Annotated in this window: 11 protein-coding genes; 3 read left to right on the top strand and 8 right to left on the bottom strand. The window is 52.1% G+C overall.

Features of this window, described 5'->3' with window-relative positions; translation table 11 throughout:
- Positions 1-96 precede the first annotated feature (96 nt).
- The 5 genes from BN3795_RS09970 to BN3795_RS09950 form a co-directional block, all read right to left on the bottom strand.
- Positions 97-1,905, bottom strand: a complete 1,809-nt coding sequence (locus tag BN3795_RS09970; RefSeq protein ID WP_068784547.1) for a sugar-binding protein — start codon at positions 1,903-1,905, stop codon at positions 97-99.
- Positions 1,906-2,185: 280 nt separating this feature from the next.
- A complete protein-coding gene (locus tag BN3795_RS09965; RefSeq protein WP_068784546.1) occupies positions 2,186-3,103 on the bottom strand; it encodes a dihydrodipicolinate synthase family protein in 918 nt (305 codons plus the stop codon).
- A gap of 94 nt (positions 3,104-3,197) precedes the next feature.
- Complete coding sequence (locus BN3795_RS09960) at positions 3,198-4,544, bottom strand: GntP family permease (RefSeq protein ID WP_068784545.1); 1,347 nt, start codon at positions 4,542-4,544, stop codon at positions 3,198-3,200.
- Positions 4,545-4,580: 36 nt separating this feature from the next.
- Positions 4,581-6,557, bottom strand: a complete 1,977-nt coding sequence (locus BN3795_RS09955) for a YjhG/YagF family D-xylonate dehydratase (protein WP_068784544.1) — start codon at positions 6,555-6,557, stop codon at positions 4,581-4,583.
- Between the two features lie 15 nt (positions 6,558-6,572).
- On the bottom strand, positions 6,573-7,757 hold the full coding sequence (locus BN3795_RS09950; protein ID WP_068784543.1) for an iron-containing alcohol dehydrogenase: 1,185 nt from the start codon (positions 7,755-7,757) through the stop codon (positions 6,573-6,575).
- A 328-nt stretch (positions 7,758-8,085) separates the two neighbouring features.
- On the opposite strand from BN3795_RS09950, the gene BN3795_RS09945 reads away from it, so the two are divergent.
- A complete protein-coding gene (locus BN3795_RS09945) occupies positions 8,086-8,850 on the top strand; it encodes an IclR family transcriptional regulator (RefSeq protein ID WP_068784542.1) in 765 nt (254 codons plus the stop codon).
- Between the two features lie 76 nt (positions 8,851-8,926).
- On the opposite strand, the gene BN3795_RS09940 is transcribed toward BN3795_RS09945, so the two are convergent.
- The 3 genes from BN3795_RS09940 to BN3795_RS09930 form a co-directional block, all read right to left on the bottom strand.
- Entirely contained in the window at positions 8,927-11,194 is a 2,268-nt protein-coding gene (locus BN3795_RS09940; protein WP_068784541.1) for a GH92 family glycosyl hydrolase, read from the bottom strand.
- 193 nt (positions 11,195-11,387) lie between these two features.
- Entirely contained in the window at positions 11,388-11,867 is a 480-nt protein-coding gene (locus BN3795_RS09935; protein ID WP_068784540.1) for a hypothetical protein, read from the bottom strand.
- A gap of 263 nt (positions 11,868-12,130) precedes the next feature.
- Positions 12,131-13,246, bottom strand: coding sequence for a slipin family protein (locus BN3795_RS09930; RefSeq protein ID WP_068784602.1), 1,116 nt, complete (start codon positions 13,244-13,246; stop codon positions 12,131-12,133).
- Between the two features lie 573 nt (positions 13,247-13,819).
- On the opposite strand from BN3795_RS09930, the gene BN3795_RS09925 reads away from it, so the two are divergent.
- Both BN3795_RS09925 and BN3795_RS09920 read left to right on the top strand, forming a co-directional pair.
- Positions 13,820-15,130 carry a helix-turn-helix transcriptional regulator gene (locus BN3795_RS09925; protein ID WP_068784539.1) on the top strand — a complete coding sequence of 437 codons (1,311 nt, stop codon included), beginning with the start codon at positions 13,820-13,822 and terminating at the stop codon, positions 15,128-15,130.
- Positions 15,117-15,947, top strand: coding sequence for a WYL domain-containing protein (locus BN3795_RS09920; RefSeq protein ID WP_068784538.1), 831 nt, complete (start codon positions 15,117-15,119; stop codon positions 15,945-15,947). The genes BN3795_RS09925 and BN3795_RS09920 overlap by 14 nt, the downstream gene beginning before the upstream one ends.
- Positions 15,948-15,972 lie beyond the last annotated feature (25 nt).

Genomic DNA, 15,972 nt, shown 5'->3' with positions numbered 1-15,972 from the left:
CAATCTCACATCCCCCATTATAGATGATAAACGCATAAGGCCCCCTGTCGCACTAGGACAAGAGGCCTCGGTTTCAGATTCCAACCCGCTGTTATCCTATTGGAAGAGATCCGGCAGGATATCGTAGATATACTGGTTGACCCAGTTCCAGGCGTGCGTGCCGCCCTCGCCCACAATGAAGTAGAAATTCCCCTTGGCTGGATCCGACGAATACCTGAAGGTATCCGTGAGTTGCTTCATCGCATCGATCTGCAGCTTCAAATTCGGATAAGCGATATCCAGGCTGCCCGTCGCGCTGAAAATAAAGTAATCCTCCGGTTTATAACCGGCGTCTTTAACAACTTTGGCCAGGTATTCCGCCGTTTCCTTCGGCTTGCTGCTTCCGCCTCCCTGCCCCAATACCCAGCTGTCCCCGCTTAAGGGCAGGTAGTACTTGAAATAGTCGAGGTTGTGGATGAAGGTGTACCATGTCGTCACCGAACCCATGGAGAACCCTCCGAACGCCCGGTGCGCCCGGGAGGCTTGCAAATCGTTCAGGCTGGCGGATTTCGCATAGGTGTGATATTGGGTTTCCACCAACGGCACGATGGTTTGGATGAGCTCCTCGTGGAAGAGAGCCGTATCATTTTTGCCGCCATAGAAGGTAGGGGTTACCACGATCAACGGTTCAATGTCGCCGTTAGCGATCATATGGTCGATGATTTTCTTCAATTCCTTGCTCTGACCGGGGCCGCCGAAGATGAGATTCTCATTCTCCCCGCCGCCATGCATCAGATAAAGCACATTGTACTTCTTCGTAGAATCGGACGCGTTGTAACCGTACGGAAGATAAACATTCAGCTTCTTCTCATCCATCCCCCCGGTTAAATTCGGGGTCTTGTACGTTAGGCTCTCGATGGTCCCCGGCTTGGCACTTTCGGTTCGATAGGCGTCCGGCACTTCCTTGAAATATTTCTCGTTCGCCGCCTCTTCCGTCATCTCCAGTTGCTTGACTGCAGCCTGAATGGCCGCGTATTGCTCATCGACTTGGGACTGCGTGGCCTTGGTGTCATTCAGAACGTTGGCGGTCACAACCTTCATCAGGGCATCCGTGACCACGCCAGGGTTTTGATACCGCGTGAAATCCAGCTTGAGCGTGCGCTTGATCAGATTCAGAAGGTCATAGGGATTGATCCCGCTGACATCCCCTCTGGTCTTGCCCGTGAGCACGACTTCGCCGAATTTGCTCGTATCGTTCCAGGCGCTGCCCGTTCCGTCGAACAGATTCAAGGTCCCGATTCGATTCGCATCCTTTGCGTCATTAATCTGCAATTCGAGGCCCATTACTTTTCCGTTCGCCGGTGGGGATTCGAGGGCCACTCTCGCCTCAATGAGATATCCGCCGTTCACCCGTTTCGAAGCGGTATAGAACCGCTCGACTTTCCCGTTGTCTACAGACGGGGCATTCTTGTAATTGACGCGGAAATGCAAATCGTCGAGGCCATATTCCTGCGTCTGGTCATGATTCTCATCCAGGAAAATCTCTAAGGAATCCTGCATATAAGGAGTTACCGATTCGGCAGAGAGTTGCTTATCCTTCACTTCGACCAAAACATACAAGGCGCGGTCATCCCACAAAGCTTTAAAAGTGGCGGAAGCCTCCGCTTGATCCGAAGGGAATCGAGGTGTAACCGCTTGCACTTTGCTCCAGACTTTGTCGATATTGCCGTCGATCACAGGCGAGCCGAAGCGGGCCACCATTCTGCCCTCAGCATCCAGCCCGCTCTTGTCTCCCGGCGCAGGCTTGCCTGGATTCGGTGCCGCGGCCGCCGCAGACCACGAACCGGGAACATTCGCCAACACCAAGGATACGCCGATCCACAACAGCGTTAGGGATTGCAGGAACAGCTTTGTTCTTCTCTTCAACAAAATCTCCTCCTTGCCATCATATTTTGAAGCGCTTTCATCACAAGCCTCCTTCGATAAGGAAAATGAGCTTCATCCCTATTTTAGGGAGAGCTGGGCGAGGACTACATTCACAAAACGCGCATCGGCTTTTAAAATTCGAACATCTGCAGGAAGTGCCGGCCGCACGAAAATAGAACGACGAAAAAAGCAGCTGAACCGAGAGTCTCTCGTCAGCTGCCTAGCTTCACACCAAATCCCGCGTCAATTCCATGCGGAAGGAACTTCATCGCCGCGCTTGTCAGAGGGCGGCGGAACGAGCTATCCGCGCATCGATTTCCTGCAATAGCGCTTGAATGGCCGCCGTCTGTTTCGAATCCGGCTGCAGAAACGGTTTAGTGCAAAATCCCTGCATTTTGATCCCCTTGAGCATCATCGCTTGTTTCACAATGGGGATGAAGGGGGTGCCAATATCGTATAATTCCATCATCTTATCCACGATCGTTTGAATCGCGGCGACTTGTTGATAATCATGGGCATTGGCGGCCTTTGCCCATGCCGAGAACACTTCCGGATAAATATTGGAAAGACCCCCGATACAGCCATTCCCCCCACTCAACACATTATGGGCAAAATTCTCGTCAAATCCGGAGTAAATGATAAAGTCGGGGAACTCGGGCTGTACCGTTTGAATTAATTTTCGGGTATGCGCCATTTCCGTGACGGTATCTTTATAGCCTTTAATATGACGATGCTTTCTTAACAGACGAAGCGTAACTTCCGGAGACAGGTCATGGGCCGTTCTGGCAGGGAAATTGTACAAATAAATATCGCCCTTCACCGCCTCCGCGACTTGGTCAAAATAAGATTCGATGCTGTCATCCGACAATGTAAAATAATACGGACTGACGATCATAACCCCGTCCGCTCCCGCATCCATGGCGTAGTTCGATAGATGAATCGTATCTTCTACGTTCATGCAGGCGGTTCCGATATACACCTTCGTCCGATGATTCACGTGGCTCACCACAAGGTCGATTAATTGCTTCTTTTGCGCTTCCGGCATAGAGAAAAATTCGCCGGTGCTGCCCATCACGACCAAACCGTCTACGCCTCCGCGAATTAAATGATCATAAATCTCTTTGTTGGCCTGTTGATCCAAATTGCCTTCAGCATCAAAAGCAGTGACCACAGGCGTTAAAAACTGTGCTTTTTTCATAGGTTTGCTCTCCTTCTCTTTTAAGACCGCCCCCACCGCCTTGGCGTTTCCCAATCGCTGGTGAAGGGCGCCGATGTGTATCATTGCAGATCGATCATACGACTAAACTTAATAATAGAATCGCCCCTAATCCCACGACAGAGACAATCGTCGAAAGAACCGTCCATGTCCCGAAGGTTTCCTTCATGTTTAATCCAAAGTACTCTTTGATCATCCAAAAGCCGGCATCATTCACATGAGAGCATATTGAACTGCCTGCGCCGGTAGCAAGGACCACCAGAGCCAGGTTGACATCATATTGGCCAAGCAACGGAATCACCAAACCGGCTGTCGATAACGCCGCAACCGTTGCGGATCCGAGAGATACCCGCAAAATAGCGGCTACGATCCACGCCAATAGGATCGGCGACATCGTGGAACCCGTGAACAATTCCGCAACATAATCCCCGACACCGCCAGTAATGAGCACTTGCTTGAAAGCACCGCCGCCGCCAATGATCAACAACATCATGCCAATGTGGCTGATCGACACCGCACAAGAGCTCATAATATTTTTTATCGGAATTTTTCTGAAAATCCCCATGGTAAAGATCGCAATAACTAAGGAAATCAACATGGCTGTCGAAGCATTGCCTACGAGACCAACGATGGAGAAGAAGGCATTGTCCTCAAGCCCGGAAGAGGTTTTGACCATATCGATAATAGTCGCTATAGCCATTAAGATTACAGGAAACATCGAAGTTAAGACACTGATTCCAAAACCCGGCGTTTCTTCGAGTTTGAAGGTTTTCTGCTCGCCGAGGGAATCGATATTGCCGGTTTTGTCAAACGCGCTGGGCACGATTCGCTTCGCCAATTTCGTATAGACCGGACCTGCGAGAATGACCGCCGGAATCGCCACGATAATGCCGTAGAGCAATACCATCCCAATGTCGGCGCCATATTCGCCCGCAATCGCCGTCGGGCCTGGATGCGGAGGCAAGAAACCGTGTGTGGCCAATAGAGCGGCCGCCATGGGAATCCCCAAATATACGATCGGTACTTTCAATTGCTTCGAGATCGTGAACACGATCGGAATCAACAGGACCAAGCCAACTTCAAAGAATAAGGCGATCCCTACGATAAACGAAGCCGCGACGACGGCCCATTGAATTCTTTTCTCCCCGAACTTGTTGATCAGGGTCATGGCAATTCGGTGCGCGCCTCCTGCATCGGCAATCAGTTTGCCAAGCATTGCGCCAAGTCCAAAGATCAGGGCAATATGGCCAAGCGTTCCGCCCAATCCGCCCTCAATCGAGGAAACAATCGTATTCAGCGGCATGCCAAGGGCTAATGCGACCAAGAAGGACACAATGATCAGAGAGACGAACGTATTTAGCTTGAAGCCCGTAATTAACACGAGCAGCACGATAATTCCGAGTGCAACAATAAATAATGGCATAATGATCAAACCTCCAGCTGATTAGGTGGGTTACCGTTACTCTCCTTCTTGTGTCAGGACTTTCATGCCCGCATTTAACACTTCAATAATTCGGTCGACGTCATAAACGCAACCGCGCCACGTCCCCCCGCTCACATATTGAAGCGCTGCCCATAATCGCGTGTCATCCGGCAATCCGGACTCCGGTTTCAGCTCCGGGTGTATTTCGCGTTCTTCCAACACCTTCGTCGCGGCTTCAAGGGACAATCGGTGATCTTGTGTCCCGATGAAGTTCACGGATCCAACCAGATTGTTGCGATCCACCATGATTTCAATCAGATCGCCGTCCCGCAATTTGCCAATAGGCCCCCCAGCCAAAGCCTCCGGTCCGACATGGCCAATACAGGCTCCCGTGGATACCCCGGAGAAACGCGCATCCGTAATCAAGGACACGTGCTTGCCATAAGAGAGGTGCTTCAAGGCCGAAGTTAATTGATAGGTTTCTTCCATTCCGGTTCCCAAGGGTCCTCCGCCCATGACCACCATGATGTCGCCCGCTTGAATCCCCCCGGTTTTGATCGCCTTGATCGCTTCCTTCTCCGAGATGAAGACCTTGGCAACCCCGGTATGGCGATATACGCCGTCTTCATCAACCACAGCGGGATCGATGGACGTGGATTTGATGACAGAACCCTCCGGCGCGATGTTCCCTTTGGGGAACGTCACCGTTGAAGTTAAGCCCCGTTCTTTCGCTTGAGCCGGGCTCATAATCACTTCGTCCGGATGAACTCCGTCCAGTTCGTTCAACAGCTGTCTAAACTTCGCACGCCGTTCCGATTTCTCCCACCAGTCCAGATTAGCTCCCAACGTCTCCCCGGTCACGGTAAGCACATCTTCATGCAACAGGCCCAATTTTCTGAGATGAAGCATGACCTCGGGAACGCCGCCGGCCAGAAAAGCTCGAACCGTAGGATGGTTAACCGGTCCATTGGGCAACACGCTGACCAGACGAGGAACTCGTTTGTTGATTCTCTCCCAATCATCGACGGAAGGCACCTTGCAGCCCGCCGCGTGGGCCACGGCAGGAATATGCAGCAACAAGTTGGTGGATCCGCCGAATGCGGCATGCACAAACATCGCGTTTTCAATGGCTTTATCCGTAATGATATCTTTCGTGGTCAGGCCTTTCTTCTCCAACTCCAACACGGCGCGTGCCGACTGCTTGGCGATCTCCTCCCAAACAGGCTCTCCGGATGGCGCCAGAGCCGAGTGAGGCAGCGCTAATCCCAAGGCTTCCACGACCACCTGGGAAGTGCCGGCCGTCCCTAAGAATTGGCACCCTCCTCCGGCGGAAGCACAAGCTACGCAGCCAAGTCTTGCCGCCTCTTCCAGGGAAAGCTCGTTGTTTGCAAATCTCGCCCCGATGGTCTGCACCTTCCCCGCATCTTCCCCAACGGTAGCCGGAAGCGTAGAGCCCCCCGGGATGAGAATAGTGGCTAAATCATGCATCGAGGCGAGTGCAATCATGGTGGCCGGCAAGCCTTTATCGCAAGTAGCTACCCCGATCACGGCACGTCCCGTCGGAAGGGAGCGGATTAACCGCCGCATGACCGTGGCCGCATCGTTTCGATAAGGCAGCGAGTCGAACATTCCGGAGGTCCCTTGCGAGCGGCCATCGCACGGGTCGCTTACATAGGAGGCATAGGGAACGCCGCCTAATTTGCTGACTTCTTCCGCCGCGGCTCTGATTTGCATGCCCAATTCGAAGTTGCCCGTATGGTAACCAAGTGCAATCGGGGTTCCGTCGGGGTCACGCATGCCCGCCAATGTACTAAGGATCAAGACTTGTTTACCGAGCAGCCGGGAAGGCTCCCAGCCCATACCGGCATCGAGCGTCATGCCGAAAATATCGCCGCTCGGCCGTTCCCGCAGCATCTCCGGAGTCAAAGGCAGCGAACCTTCGGGACCCGCCGCATGGGTTCGTATCTCGTAGATTGCTTTATTTTCATCACCAAAAATCGAATGGATCGACATCGTAATCCCTCCTAGTTATTGAGCCGCTTCGGCACTTGCCCCGGCTTCATACGCCTTCATGTAGATCGCGATCAAATCTTCCTTCGTAACCGGCTTGGGATTGGCTCCCGTACAAGCATCCTTCAACGCCTGTTCGGCCAGCTTCTCTACATCTTCCACGCGGAACGGCGATTCGCGAAGGGGTGGGATATTCACCGCTTTGGAAATGCGGCGGACTTCATCGACGGCCATCCTGGCCGCTTCTTCCACGGTTGCCGCAGCCGATGTATCCCGGCCTAATGCCCGGGCAATATCCGCAAATTTATGGGGACAGGCATCCATATTAAATTCCATTACATAGGGGAGCAGCATCGCATTGGCAACGCCGTGCGGGAGATCGTACTCTCCGCCCAATTGATGAGCCATACTGTGGACAATGCCCAATCCCGCATTGGAGTAGCACAGACCGGCGATAAAGGAACCCCAGCCCATACCGGAGCGGGCTTCGATATCCGAACCCTGCTCGACCGCTTGCTCCAGATATTTGGCAATCAGTTCAATCGATTTATAAGCAATGGCATCCGTCAGTTCAAAAGCGCCCTTCGCGGTATATCCCTCAATCGCATGGGTAAGGGCATCCAAACCGGTAGCCGCAGTTAACCCCTTCGGCTTCTTCATCATTAACTCCGGGTCGTTGACGGCGATAACCGGCAGCGCGTTGGGATCCACCATAATCATTTTCAATTTGCGGGCTTCATCCGTGATCACATAATTGATGGTGACTTCCGCCGCCGTACCGGCCGTGGTGCTGATCGCTACAATTGGAACCGATTTATTCCGGGATTTCCCCACGCCTTCGTAATCGGCGATATGGCCGCCGTTCGTCGCCAGAATGCCTATCCCCGAACCGGTATCCTGCGGGGAACCGCCGCCCACCGTAATGATAAAGTCGCACCCTTCCTTCTGAAAAACGGCTAAACCGTCGTGAACGTTGGTCGTGGTGGGATTCGGCTTCACTTCATCAAAAATGCTGTAAATCACGCCTTCTTGATCCAGCACATCGGTAATTTGCTTGACGACACCGTTCTCGTTGAGGACTTTATCCGTTACGAGAAGGGCTTTTTTCAAATTGAGCTTGGTGATTTCCTCCCCGACGAACTTGACGCTTCCGGGACCGACCAGATTAATAGCCGGCCAGTAAAATTTTCTTGGCGTTAACATGCTCATCTCTCCTCGTGGCTTCATTATAAAGGTTACGTGAAAATAATCACATATAAAGTATCAGGGGCGCTTGGTTTTGATCTCCACCTCCTCTGGATGTGTTTGCCGACATCCATTTGTTTTACATTATAAAACTACGTTTTACTATTTAGTTTTTCTGGTTTGATTATAGCACGGCGTTTTGATCGGGAAAACGGATACATTTTGTCAATTCCGTTACAATGCGCAACCTATTGGGAGGGGGAACGCAGAATTCACTTTTTCATGACCCGGAATATTTTGATATAATATGTAATAGTTTTACACTATAAAACAAGAGGTGCTGCATTTGCCAATCATCCAATCGGTAGAACGGGCTCTAATGATCCTGGATTTATTTGATGAACATACCACCGAACTGAAAATCACCGAAATTAGCGAGCGGATGGAGCTGCATAAGAGTACGGTTCATTCGTTGCTAAAGACCCTGCAAGAATATGCCTACATCGATCAAAATCAAGAGAACGGAAAATATAGATTGGGCTTAAAGCTGGCGGAACGAGGCAATTTAGTCATTAGCAATATCGATATCCGGAAAGCGGCGCACCAATATCTGGTTGATTTGGCGGCAAAAACGGGGCAAACGGTCCATCTGGGGATCTTGGACGGTCGAGAGGGGGTTTATATCGATAAAGTGGACGGGGAACAATCCATTATCCGGTATTCCCGAATTGGCCGAAGACTTCCCCTCCACTCTACCGCCATCGGCAAAGTGCTGTTGGCTTATCAAGAACCGCATGAGATGACACGCCTGTTGCAGGGTTATCCTTATCAGCAGCAAACCGCCAACACAATTACGAATGAAGCCGTGTTGCGCAAGGAGATCGAGAAGATCCGTCAGCAAGGTTACGCCATCGATCATCAAGAAAATGAGCAAGGGGTTCAATGTGCGGCGGTGCCGATTTTCAACGGCAAAGGGAAGGTGCTTGCGGCGATCAGTATTTCCACCTTAATCTCGCGCGTTAGCGACGAGGAACTGGCGATATTTATTGAGATTCTCAAAGCTTCCTGCCAGGAACTTTCCGAACTGATGAAATATGATTTTGAATCCTGAAGGGGCGGAAACCGCCCCTTTTCTGATGCATAATCGGAAAATAAGCCTACCCGTCCGCGCGGAGAATAGAGGTTCTCTAATGCGAAGTCATCGAAGGCGGGGCGTCCTCCGGAGAGCTTCCCCATGCTTTGTTCGGCCTTGGCCCCATCTCCAGTACAAGCCGTCCCCCGCTCACTAGCTCCTGATGGGTGAGCCATGGCCGCGAATGCGGCTGCCCGTTCAGGGCGGCGGATTGGATGTACTTGTTCGCCTTGGAGACATGATGGGCTTCAATGACAAACGTGCGGCCTTCCCCGGTACGGAGGGTCGTCTTCTCGAAGATCGGGCTGCCGATATCATAGACGGGCCGCCCCGGGCAGACCGGATAGAAGCCCATGGCGCTGAATACGTACCAGGACGACAACGAACCGATATCATCGTCTCCGCATAGGCCGGCCGGCCCGGCGTTATACATCAGGTGTTGGATATCGCGTACGCGCCGCTGCGTTTTCCAGGGAGCTCCGGCATAGTTGTATAAGTACGGGATATGAAAGCTGGGTTCGTTGCCATGCGCATACATCCCGATCAGTCCCGACATATCGGGGAATTGTCCAAGAAACCACGGTTTCTCCATCGTGTACTGCTCCGTAAACAAGGCGTCGAGCTTTTGGATGAAAGCCTCTCTCCCGCCCATCAGCCGGATTAATCCCTCGACGTCGTGCTGCACATGGAAAGTGTAGATCCAGCTATTCACTTCGGCAAAATACCCCTCCCCGGCAAATCCGCCGGACAGCTTCGGGTCAAACGGCTCGACCCATTCCCCGTCCGCCGTCTTGGGAGCCATCAGCCCCAGGTCAGGGCGAAACAGATGGCGGTAGTTGCCCGCGCGCTGTAGGAAGCGCTCCGCTTCCGCCTCCCGCCCCAGCTTGCGGGCCACTTGGGCGACGCACCAGTCGTCATACGCTCTCTCCAGCGTAACAGACACCGATTGCCGGCGATGCCAGGGATCCACTTCAGGCACCCATTCGTCTACGCCAACCTCGGGGACCCAGGTAATCTGATGGGGCATCTTCTCCATGACGAGGTCCCAGAGCTTTGTTCTCCACTCGTCCGGGTCCGCCACCTTCGCCTCCTCCCTTACGGGGAGCGCCGGAAACCAGCCCCGTTCGTGGTATACCCGGTCCAATTCCGTAGCCGGCACCGTCCGCCAGGGAATCAGGGACATTTCCGTCGCATCCTTGAGCATGCCTTCATAGGCTGTCTCTACCTGGATATCGTCCAATCCCTTCGCACAGGCATCAGCGATAAGCGATGCGGCATGATGGCCGATCATCACCGCATGATCTCCCCCCGGATGGGGAAATTTCGGGAGCAATCCGCCTTGTTCGTACATTCGGACCAACGAGTACACCATATCTTCAAACACGCGCGGTTCGATAAGGCTCTGCAACGGGCGGGCGCAGCGATACGTATCCCAAAGCTGGTCGTGGGTATAGAAATCCCGCCCCTCCGCCTTGTGAACACGTCCGTCAAAACCGCTGTAATACTGGCCGTCTTCCGTAATATTCCGCATCCGTTGCAGCGTACGGTACATCGCCGTATAGAAAATCGTCCGTTCCTCCTCCGTCCCGCCCTCCACCTCGATCGCGGAAAGCGCGCGGTTCCAGGCTTCGCGGGCCCGGGAGACGGCCGCATCGAAATCCCAGTCCGGCAGCTCTTGCTGCCGATTCTTACGGGCTTGCTCCAGACTGATGTAGGAGATGCCCGCCTTCAACTCGATCGTTGCCTCCCCTTGCCGCGCCTCGTAGGCCAAGTAGATTGGGCGGCCGTTTTCGATGGAGCCAAACGACGAGGCAACCTCTCTCATTTCCAAGCTAAAATAACAAACATGTCCTTTAGAAGTGCGCTCTCCTTCGATCACACGGCCGTCGTTCCGGTGAAATTGCGTCGAATCGCCGCCATCAACGAGGATATGGACCGGACCGGCGGAATGAAAACGAAAATAAGCGCTGCGCTGCGCCGCCGTCATCTCGGCATCGATCTCATGATCCTCCAGGAAGACGCGGTACTTATAGGGCCGGGTCTCCTCCAAATCATGATCGAAGGTGGAGGCATGCGCCTCCCTTTGATCAGAGAACGGGTTGCCGGAAACCGTCACCGTGGCGGGGCCGAAGGAGAATCCGAAGTTTTTGTCCGCCAAATACTTGTCCCCGATGCCCGGCGTAGTAACCGGATCGATCTCCATCATCCCGTGAGGAAGCTGCACGGTTGGAGATGTGGACCATGTTTTGTAGGACAACGTCCCGATATTCGTATTGACGTACGATGCCCAATCCCGGTCGGCATGAGCGGTTGTGCTCTTCAAGTTGATCCCTCCTAAAATATAAAATAAACACTATATATAATATGTTGATTATATCATATGATGAACGAAATGTAATATGTCTTGCAACCTTCCTTCCATTTGCCTTATGAAAACAAAATACCGTCAAAAGCGTCTAAAAAACGCAACTGACGGTATCGATTATATTAATCCTATACAAGCTTATTTCGATGGGTTAGAATTCAGCGGAAGAACGTCCTTCCAATGCTTCAACTCGCAAAATCACATCGTCCAGATCGCTTTCAACCGCATTTAAATGTCGGCCCAGCTTATTTCCATATTTTTGCATATTATCCAGCTTTTCATGAAGCAGCTTAATCCCTTCCGCATTCGCTCTGACTTCCGCTTTAATAGAGCCTTGTTCCTCTTGGATGACCTTCACACCACCCTTGATATAGCTCTGTTCCTCCTGGATGGCCTTCACATCACCCTTGATGTAGCTCTGTTCCTCTTGGATGGCCTTCACATCACCCTTGATGTAGCTCTGTTCCTCTTGGATGGCCTTCACATCACCCTTGATGTAGCTCTGTTCCTCTTGGATGGCCTTCACATCACCCTTGATGTAATTCTGTTCCTCCTGCATTGCTGTAACCTTTGCATCTATAATCTCTACGGCATGTTTAATAGCTAATAAAAGTTCCTTTGTTTCGTCCATTTCATTCAGCTCCCTATCATGAATAGTATCAGATTCAGCAGGCTATGGAAAGTCAGTTCATTACCGTTTCTTCCATCCCTGATTAACATGATTTAAATCATCAACCGTCTCACACGCGCATGAGAAAGCCGGGAAAAATAAACGCCCCGACTCCTCGTCTTTCGACATAAAGTCAGGGCGTGCTTCGCCTCGTAGCTATTAAATTCATTATACCTTATTGGCCAAGAAATGGAAAGTCTATGGGTTGAGAATCCTTGCCCCATTTATTTACCTGCCGCCTTCTTCTCCCCAATGAGAGAGCTTAACCGTTCCAACAGATCCCCGCCGCCCGTTAAAGAGATGGAGCCGATCTTCTCGCAGATCTTCTCGAGGAATTCCAGCTCCTTCAGACGGAACAACGTCTGGTTCTCATCCATCAGCTTGGCGGTGTTCAGCAAACTCCGGGTCGAGGCCGTTTCTTCCCGGCGGGTGATGAGGTTCGCTTGAGCCTTCTTCTCCGCCAGCAGGACGGTGTTCAGGATCTCTTTCATTTCGCCCGGCAAAATCACATCCTTAACCCCCGCACTCAGGAACAGTACCCCGAACTCTTCCCCTTTCTCGCGCAAGCGGGACAGGACGAACGAGGCAACGTCCTCTTTCCGCTTCAAAAGATCGTCCAATTTAAGCGTTCCGACATATTCCCGAAGCATCAGTTGGAGCTGGACATGGATCTGCTCGTCGAACGATTTCATTTCCAAGCTTCGCAAAGGATTGACGATCCTATATTGGCAGACGAAGTTCAAGCGCAGCGTGACCTTGTCTTCCGTCATGATTTCTTGGCCAACGAGATCCATTTGCTGCTGTCTGCTATCAACCGATTTGACCATCACCGACACGGGCCCCTTCCAGAAAGAGTACCTTCCGGGAGTCAACTCCCTTTGCAACACTTGATCGAAGAACAAGAATCCGGACTCGTAGCTGGCGATTTCGTAAGTTTGCACATAAGCGGCCAGTTTCGGTAAGATCGAACGGTCGATCTCCGCGGGCAGCTCCGGGTTACGGATATCCGCGTGCAAAAACGTATGGGTCTTCAGGAGGTTCCAATAGGCATAGGTGCCTGGCAGCAGCAACTGCACGAATTGACCGTCCTCATAATGCAGCACGTATTCATGGTCCAGTACCCGTACAATATCGAGCTCCCGCACCAAGCCCTCATCTTGAAGAAACAGCTGCAGCTCTTTCCCCTCCACGACGAACGGCTTCGCGATATCCAGCACGACGACGGTGCTTGGCGACCACGCCGCATACCGATAAGTTCCCGGATTGAGCTTTCTCACATAACTTCCTTTATGAAAAAGCAAACCGCGTTGATCCGCTTGAATCGTTACTTGTTTGAACATTTTCGTTACCCCCTTAAATTTCGACCTTTGGATAAAGGATCCCACCGCAGTTTTGGCGGAATCTCGTTTAAGATAAGCGGTCAGTCCGTAATTTTGAGGGATATTGGATTCAGAAAAGCGGCCCATCATTCAGCAACCTTCTTCCTCTTCCATCCGAACAAAATTACCGGAGTTCCGCTCCTCGGTATCCACGGATTACATGGCCTCACTGCGGTGCGCTCAAACTAGCCGCCGGGATCCTTTCCATGGGTCTTTGATCTGAACTTTTCGCTCGATGAACCGTCGAGTGTTCTACCAGAATCGCGCCCTAGGCGATTGGGGAATCGAACCCCAAATGGAGGTATCTTTCGAGCCGATCGTACAGGATACCGAAACCTAACAGGCCCAGCACTGCGGGATGAAAGGAGATCCTCGCCTCGTTACGATCGTCCGAGTAGTACCGGTACTATCATCGCTTATTGGAGTCGGAACGAACATGGCGAAAGTATTACGACCCGGTAGAAAGTTTCCATTTCGCCCCAATCCCTCCCCTGCTACAATGAAAGAAGATGTTTCGCGGAACGGAGGATTCTTTTGGCTAAAGAAAGCTTTGACAAAGAAATTCAATTCCTGCGTATGTTGGTGCTGACCAGCGGTGCCTTCAATCGGCAGCAGTTCGCAGAACGGCTTGGTATTTCCGTCCACACCTTTGACAAAACGATCCGGCGGCTTAAAGAGGTCGCAAGTTCCTTGCACCCTCACCTGCCGCAGGCACAAAGCAAGGAATGGTCCGAAACCCTACGCTATAATTACTATGAATCCGCCGATCCCCTGCTCTTATTTCTCTTCCGCGCCAAATCCGTAAAAGAGTCCGAAGGGCAAAGAATCTCGCTTCTGTTGGCTGCGATGAACGACCAGGCTTGGACGGCGATGGAACTCTTGGATATGTGCTGCAGCAGCTTATCCTCCGATCTTCCTATGCCTGACGAGAAGACCATCCGGTCGGACCTCAAGTATTTGGAGGAGGTTGGCGTCATCCAGAGAGAACCGGGGCCCCGCCCCTACCGGTATCGCATCCAAAACGACTTGATTCGAGGCCTGTCGGACGAAGAACTCATCGATTTGTATGATTTTGTGGACGTGATGGCCAACACGCAAGTTCCTTCCGTCCAAGGCTACCTGCTCCGGGATGGAATCAAAAAACATCTGCTGCGCCATCCCTTGGAGCCGCATGCGGTGGAGCCCTTTTTATATAAATATCACTATTACTCGCGAATTTTGGACGAAGCTCATCTGTTCACGCTGCTTCACGCGATACGTCACCGCCGGAAAGTCCGGTTTCTGTACTTCTCGCCAAAGTCCGAAAAAAGCTACTCCTCCAAAAACACCAACCCGCGGTTTGAACGGGATACCGAGGGCAAAACCCATAAGACGCTTCCGCTTAAAATCGTTTATGATCATCAATATGGAAGATGGTATCTGCTTTCCCACGGCCGGGAGGGGATACGGAAATACCGCATGGAGGGAATCACGCAAATTGAAGAAGACGAATCCGTTGATGGGGTTTGGTTCGAGGAAAAGATAACCGAGCTCGCCGAGAAAATACGGTACAGCTGGCTGATCGATACCGGCCCGCCCGTCAGGGTGCGTGCGCGATTCTATAACCCGGGGAGTTCGGAGCCGAACTTTGTGAAGGAGCGCGTCATGCTTCAGGGCCAGTGGGGACAAATCGTGGTTGAAGAAGAAGACGCCTTTATTTACGAGATCACGGTAAACGGGACGACCGAAATCAAGCCATGGCTGCGGAGTTTCGGTTCCAGCTGCGAGGTTCTGGAGCCTGCTTCGCTTCGCCGGGAGATGATTGCCGAATGGAAGGAGATCCGGTCTTACTATGAATCTGTTTGAGAAAATATTCAATCACCAGATCATCTCCCGGCTGGAGGATTCGGGTACGTTTACGGTCACCTCGCACGAACGGGCATGGCTGAAGACGATGCTTCAACACCCTGCCGCATCTGATGCTTTTACGGAAGATACCTTAAACAAGCTGCGTTCCATCCTCGAGCCGGATCCGGTGATGGATATTTCCTGCCACTTGATCGAGAAGGCCCGTACGATGGAGAAACGGGTCTACCACCCGCTCCTGCGGCCTTTGCGCCGCCTCATCATGAACCAATCCGGCATCCGGCTAACTTACGAAGTCAAAGGCGGACGGGCGTATACCGATCAATCCGGGTTTCCCTACAAGCTGGAATACTCCATGGTCAAGCGGGAATGGTATTTGCTCTGGTATCACATCCGGCATCACGCCTTGATGAGCACCCGGCTGAAGAAGATCCATGCTGTCGCGTCAGAATCTATGGACCCGGCGACGGCGGAAACCCTTCTGAAGAGGATCGAAAGAACCATCGATGCACGTAAAACGGAAGTCGACATTGAAATTGTCCGTGATTATAACGAAGAGTTGTCCCGCATTCTGTATGCCTTCTCCAGCTTCGAAAAGAAGGTGGGGTACGATCCCGCGACCGACACCTACCGGGTCAGGGTTTCGCTGCCTAGAGATGAACAAGAATATTTGCTATCGAAAATCCGTTTTCTTGGGAAGCGGGTCCGGGTCATCGAAGGGGATTATTTGCAAAGGAGAATGCTTGAGGCCTCGATGAAGGCTTTGGAGCGTTACGGGGTTGTTGATGCGGCCGATGAAGAAGAGCTATCATCGTAAACTGACTATAGAGGAAGCAAAAACC

Origin of the sequence: Paenibacillus phocaeensis (assembly GCF_900021165.1) — a bacterium.
Classification (GTDB): domain Bacteria; phylum Bacillota; class Bacilli; order Paenibacillales; family Paenibacillaceae; genus Fontibacillus; species Fontibacillus phocaensis.
This window is presented reverse-complemented; position numbering and strand designations above follow the sequence as displayed.

Coding starts and splice junctions, on each gene's coding strand:
- BN3795_RS09950 (WP_068784543.1), bottom strand. CDS start 7,757: ATGTTAACGCCAAGAAAATTTTACTGGCCGGCTATTAATCTGGTCGGT.
- BN3795_RS09920 (WP_068784538.1), top strand. CDS start 15,117: ATGAATCTGTTTGAGAAAATATTCAATCACCAGATCATCTCCCGGCTG.
- BN3795_RS09935 (WP_068784540.1), bottom strand. CDS start 11,867: ATGGACGAAACAAAGGAACTTTTATTAGCTATTAAACATGCCGTAGAG.
- BN3795_RS09960 (WP_068784545.1), bottom strand. CDS start 4,544: ATGCCATTATTTATTGTTGCACTCGGAATTATCGTGCTGCTCGTGTTA.
- BN3795_RS09955 (WP_068784544.1), bottom strand. CDS start 6,557: ATGTCGATCCATTCGATTTTTGGTGATGAAAATAAAGCAATCTACGAG.
- BN3795_RS09965 (WP_068784546.1), bottom strand. CDS start 3,103: ATGAAAAAAGCACAGTTTTTAACGCCTGTGGTCACTGCTTTTGATGCT.
- BN3795_RS09930 (WP_068784602.1), bottom strand. CDS start 13,246: ATGTTCAAACAAGTAACGATTCAAGCGGATCAACGCGGTTTGCTTTTT.